The organism is Streptomyces sp. NPDC018031 (assembly GCF_044327625.1).
Lineage (GTDB): Bacteria > Actinomycetota > Actinomycetes > Streptomycetales > Streptomycetaceae > Streptomyces.
Genome location: NZ_JBIRFT010000049.1, coordinates 1 through 4,635, shown reverse-complemented (window position 1 = coordinate 4,635; position 4,635 = coordinate 1). Strand labels below are relative to the sequence as shown.

1 protein-coding gene and 1 pseudogene are annotated in these 4,635 nt (G+C 74.0%); both read left to right on the top strand.

The genetic code is table 11. From position 1 onward, the window contains the following. On the top strand, window positions 1-2,818 hold a 2,818-nt coding region (locus tag ACH4B3_RS34120; RefSeq protein WP_398469657.1), incomplete at its 5' end, for an SDR family NAD(P)-dependent oxidoreductase. A gap of 39 nt (window positions 2,819-2,857) precedes the next feature. After that, window positions 2,858-4,635, top strand: a pseudogene (locus tag ACH4B3_RS34115) (type I polyketide synthase); the annotation flags it as partial.

Genomic DNA, 4,635 nt, shown 5'->3' with positions numbered 1-4,635 from the left:
CCGGCGCGTCCAGCTGCCCACCTACGCCTTCCAGCGCGAACGCTTCTGGCTGGTGCCGGGTGGTGGCGCGGGGGATGCCGCGGCCGCCGGCCTGGGCCGGATCGACCACCCCATCCTCGCCGCGGCCGCGCAGTTCGGTGACCGCGACGAGTGGATGTTCACCGGCCGGATGTCCGTCGAGGCACATCCGTGGACCCGCGACCACATGGTCTTCGGCCTGGTCCTGGTCCCCGGCATCACGCTGGTCGAGATGGCGCTCACCGCCGGCCGCGAACTGGGCTGCCCGATGGTGGACGAGCTGATCATCGAGGCGCCGCTGGTCCTGGAGGAAGGTGCCACCCGGCAGATCCAGGTCACCGTCGGCCCGGCGGGCGAGGACGGCCGCCGCGAGGTGGCGGTCTTCTCCCGGCCGGAGACGGCCGGCGAGGACGAGCAGCGACCGGCCACCTGCCACGGCCGCGGCTGGCTGGCCCCCGACGTGGAGCCCGCCGAGCCGTTCCCGCTGCAGTGGCCGCCGGCCGGCGCCGAGCCGCTCACCGTCGACACCGTCTACACCCGGGTGAACCAGTACGCGCACCTGACCGACGGCGACTTCGACTACGGCCCCGCGTTCCGGGCCGTCCAGGCGGCGTGGCGCTCCGGTGACGAGGTGTACACCGAGCTGACGCTGCCCGACATCGCGGGCTCCGCGCAGGGCTTCGGGCTGCACCCGGCACTGTTCGACTCCGCCCTGCACGGCGGGCTCGGCATGCTCTACCGCGGCCCGGGCACCCCGGGCGGACTGCCCTTCTCCTGGTCCCGGGTGCGACTGGCCCAGCTGGGCCTCACCCGGCTGCGGGTCCGGATCAGCCTGGCGGGGGAGACCGCGCTGCGGCTCGACGTCGCCGGTGAGGACGGGCAGCTGATCGCGAGCGTGGAGCGGCTCGACGTCCGCCCCATCGAGCAGGCGCAGCTGGAGGCCGCCCGCAGCGGCGGACAGCGTTCGCTGTTCCAGCTGGACTGGACCCCGGTGCCGATCGAGGGCCCGAAGCCGGCCCGGGTGGCCGTCCTCGGCGCGCTGGAGGCGTCCGGGGACCGGTTCGCCGACCTGGAGACGCTGGAGCGGGCGGTCACCGACGGCACGGCGGCTCCCCAGGTGGTGCTCGCCGCGATCGACGCACCGGCCGAGCACGACGCCCCCGAGGCCGCGCACCTGGTCGCCGCCCGGACGCTGCACCTGGTGCAGCGCTGGCTGGCGAACGAGCAGACGGTCGACGCGCGGCTGGTGCTCGTCACCCGGCACGGGATCGCGGTGCACGCGAAGGAAGCGCCGGACGTGGCGCAGGCGCCGGTGTGGGGTCTGGTGCGCAGTGCGCAGTCCGAGCACCCGAACCGGTTCGTGCTGGTGGACACCGACGGCAGCACCGAGCCTGACTGGGGCGCGGTCGTCGAGCTGGACGAGCCGCAACTCGCGGTGCGCCAGGGCGCGCTGCTGGCGCCGCGGCTCGGGCGTGCGGATGCGGCGTCCGATGCGGCGCGGCCGGTGGATCCGGATGGCACGGTGCTGATCACCGGTGGTACCGGTGGTCTGGGCGCGCTGTTCGCCCGGCACCTGGTCGAGCGGCACGGTGCCCGGAACCTGCTGCTGGTCAGCCGGCGCGGCCCGGCCGCGGACGGTGTCGAGCAGCTGGTCGCCGAGCTGGACACGCTCGGCGCCCGGACCCGGGTCGAGGCGTGCGACGTCTCCGACCGGGAGCAGCTGGCGCGGCTGATCAAGTCGCTGGAGCAGCCGCTGACCGCCGTCGTGCACGCCGCGGGCGTGCTCGACGACGGGGTGATCGAAGCGCTCACCCCGGAGCAGCTGGAGCGGGTGATGCGGCCCAAGGTCGACGCGGCGTGGCACCTGCACGAGCTGACCGCGGACACCGAGCTGTCGGCGTTCGTGCTGTTCTCCTCGGTCGCCGCCCTCATCGGCAGCCCGGGCCAGGCGAACTACGCGGCCGCCAACGCGGTCCTGGACGCCCTCGCCGCCCACCGCCGCGCGGCCGGGCTGCCGGCCGGCTCGCTGGCCTGGGGCCTGTGGGCGGACGCCACCGGCATGACCGGCCACCTCGACGAGGCCGAACTGGCCCGGCTGGAACAGATGGGCGTCATCGCGCTCTCCGCCGAGGTCGGACGGGAACTCTTCGACCAGGCACTCGGGGTGGACACCCCGCTGCTGGCCCCGGTGCGGCTGGACCCGGCCGCGCTCCGGGCCCAGGCGCGGGCGGGGATGCTCCCGCCGCTGCTGCGCGGTCTGGCGCGGGTACCGGCCAAGCGTGCGGAGCCCGCCGGCCAGTCGCTGGCCCAGCGCCTGGCCGGGGTCGCGGAGCCCGACCGGGAACAGGTCGTCCTGGACCTGGTGCGGGCCCAGGTGGCGGCGGTCCTCGGACACGCGTCCGCCGCCGCGATCGACGCCGAACGGCCCTTCCAGGAACTCGGGTTCGACTCACTGGGCGCGGTCGGGCTGCGCAACCGGCTGACCCAGGTCACCGGCCAGCGGCTGCCCGCGACCCTGATCTTCGACCACCCGACCCCGGCGGCGGTCGCGCAGCTGCTCCTCGCCGGGATCGGCGGCAGCGTCGCGGAACCGCCCATCGACCAGGAGCTGAAGAAGCTCGAAGGCATGCTCGCCTCGATCACGGCGGACGAGCAGCAGCGTGTGGCCGGACGCCTTCGCGCGCTGCTGTCCACCCTCACCGACGGTGACGGTGGACAGAGCACCAGCGAGCTGATCGAGGCGGCCACCACCGCTGACGAGGTCTTCCAGTTGATCGACGCCGAGTTCGGCGAGGCATGACGAGGAATGAACATGAGCGCTGAAAGTAACGACCCGCAGCAGGAAAAGCTCGTTCGATACCTGAAGCGGATGGCCGTCGATCTCAACGAGACCCGAGCACAGCTGCGCGAGTACGAGGACCGGGCCGGCGAGCCGCTGGCGATCGTCGGCATGAGCTGCCGCTACCCCGGCGGCGTGAAGTCGTCGGACGACCTGTGGCAGCTGGTGGCCGAGGGCCGCGACGCGATGTCCGGATTCCCGGAGGACCGCGGCTGGGACCTGGACGGGCTGTACGACCCCGACCCCGACCACTCCGGCACCTCCTACGCACGAGTGGGCGGATTCATCGACCGGGCGGGGGAGTTCGACGCGGACTTCTTCGGCATCAGCCCCCGCGAGGCGACGTCGATGGACCCCCAGCAGCGGCTGCTGCTGGAGGTCGCCTGGGAGGCACTGGAGGACGCGGGCATCGACCCGACGTCGTTGCGCGGCAGCGACACCGGCGTCTTCTGCGGTGTGGGTCCCTCGGACTACGCGGTCGCGCCGGCGGGCAAGCTGCCGCAGATCGAGGGCCTCCGGCTCACCGGGTCCACGACCAGCGTGGTCTCCGGCCGTATCTCCTACACCCTGGGCCTGGAAGGCCCGTCGGTGTCGGTGGACACCGCCTGCTCCTCGTCGCTGGTGGCCCTGCACATCGCCGCGCAGGCGCTGCGGTCCGGCGAGTGCTCGATGGCGCTGGTCGGCGGTGTCACCGTGCTCGCCGGCCCGTTCCTCTTCGTGGAGTTCAGCCGGCAGCGGGCGCTGTCCCCGGACGGCCGCTGCAAGGCCTACTCGGAGTCCGCCAACGGCACCGGGTTCTCCGACGGCGCCGGCCTGATCGTGGTCGAGCGGCTGTCCGACGCCCGGCGCAAGGGGCACAACGTGCTGGCCGTGGTGCGTGGTTCGGCGGTGAACCAGGACGGTGCGAGCAACGGTCTGACCGCGCCGAACGGCCCCTCGCAGGAGCGGGTGATCCGGGCCGCGCTGACCAACGCCGGTCTCGGCCCGGCCGACGTGGACGCGGTGGAGGGTCACGGCACCGGCACCAAGCTGGGTGACCCGATCGAGGCGCAGGCGCTGCTGGCGACCTACGGCCGGGAGCGGGCCGACGGCCCGCTGCGGCTGGGATCCATCAAGTCCAACATCGGCCACTCCTCCACCGCGGCCGGTGTCGCCGGTGTCATCAAGATGGTGATGGCACTGCGGCACCGGACGCTGCCCGCCACCCTGCACGTGGACGCCCCGACCCCGCACGTGGACTGGGAGTCCGGCGAGGTCGAGCTGCTCACCGAGGCGCAGGAGTGGACGGTCTCCGAGGGCCGGCTGCGCCGCGCGGGCGTGTCGTCGTTCGGCGTGAGCGGCACCAACGCGCACGTGATCCTGGAGGAGGCGCCCGCCGCGGAGGCGGAGGACGCCCCGGCCGAGACCCCGGCCGAGCCCAACCCGCCGGCGGTGGTGCCGGTGCTGGTCTCCGGCCGGAGCGAGGCGGCGCTGCGGGCCCAGGCCGAGCGGCTGCTGGCCCATCTGACCGAGCACTCCGAGGTCTCGCTGCTGGACGCCGGTTTCACCGCGGCGACGGCGCGTGCGCACCTGGAGCGTCGCGCGGCCCTGGTGGCCGGCGACCGCACGGAGCTGCTGGCGGGGCTGACGGCGCTCGCCGCCGGCGAGCCGGCGACCGGCCTGGTCGAGGGCCGGACCGTCGGTGGCAAGGCGGTGTTCGTGTTCCCCGGTCAGGGGGCGCAGTGGGCGGGTATGGCGGTGGAGCTGCTGGGCTCTTCGCCGGTGTTCGCCGAGCAGAT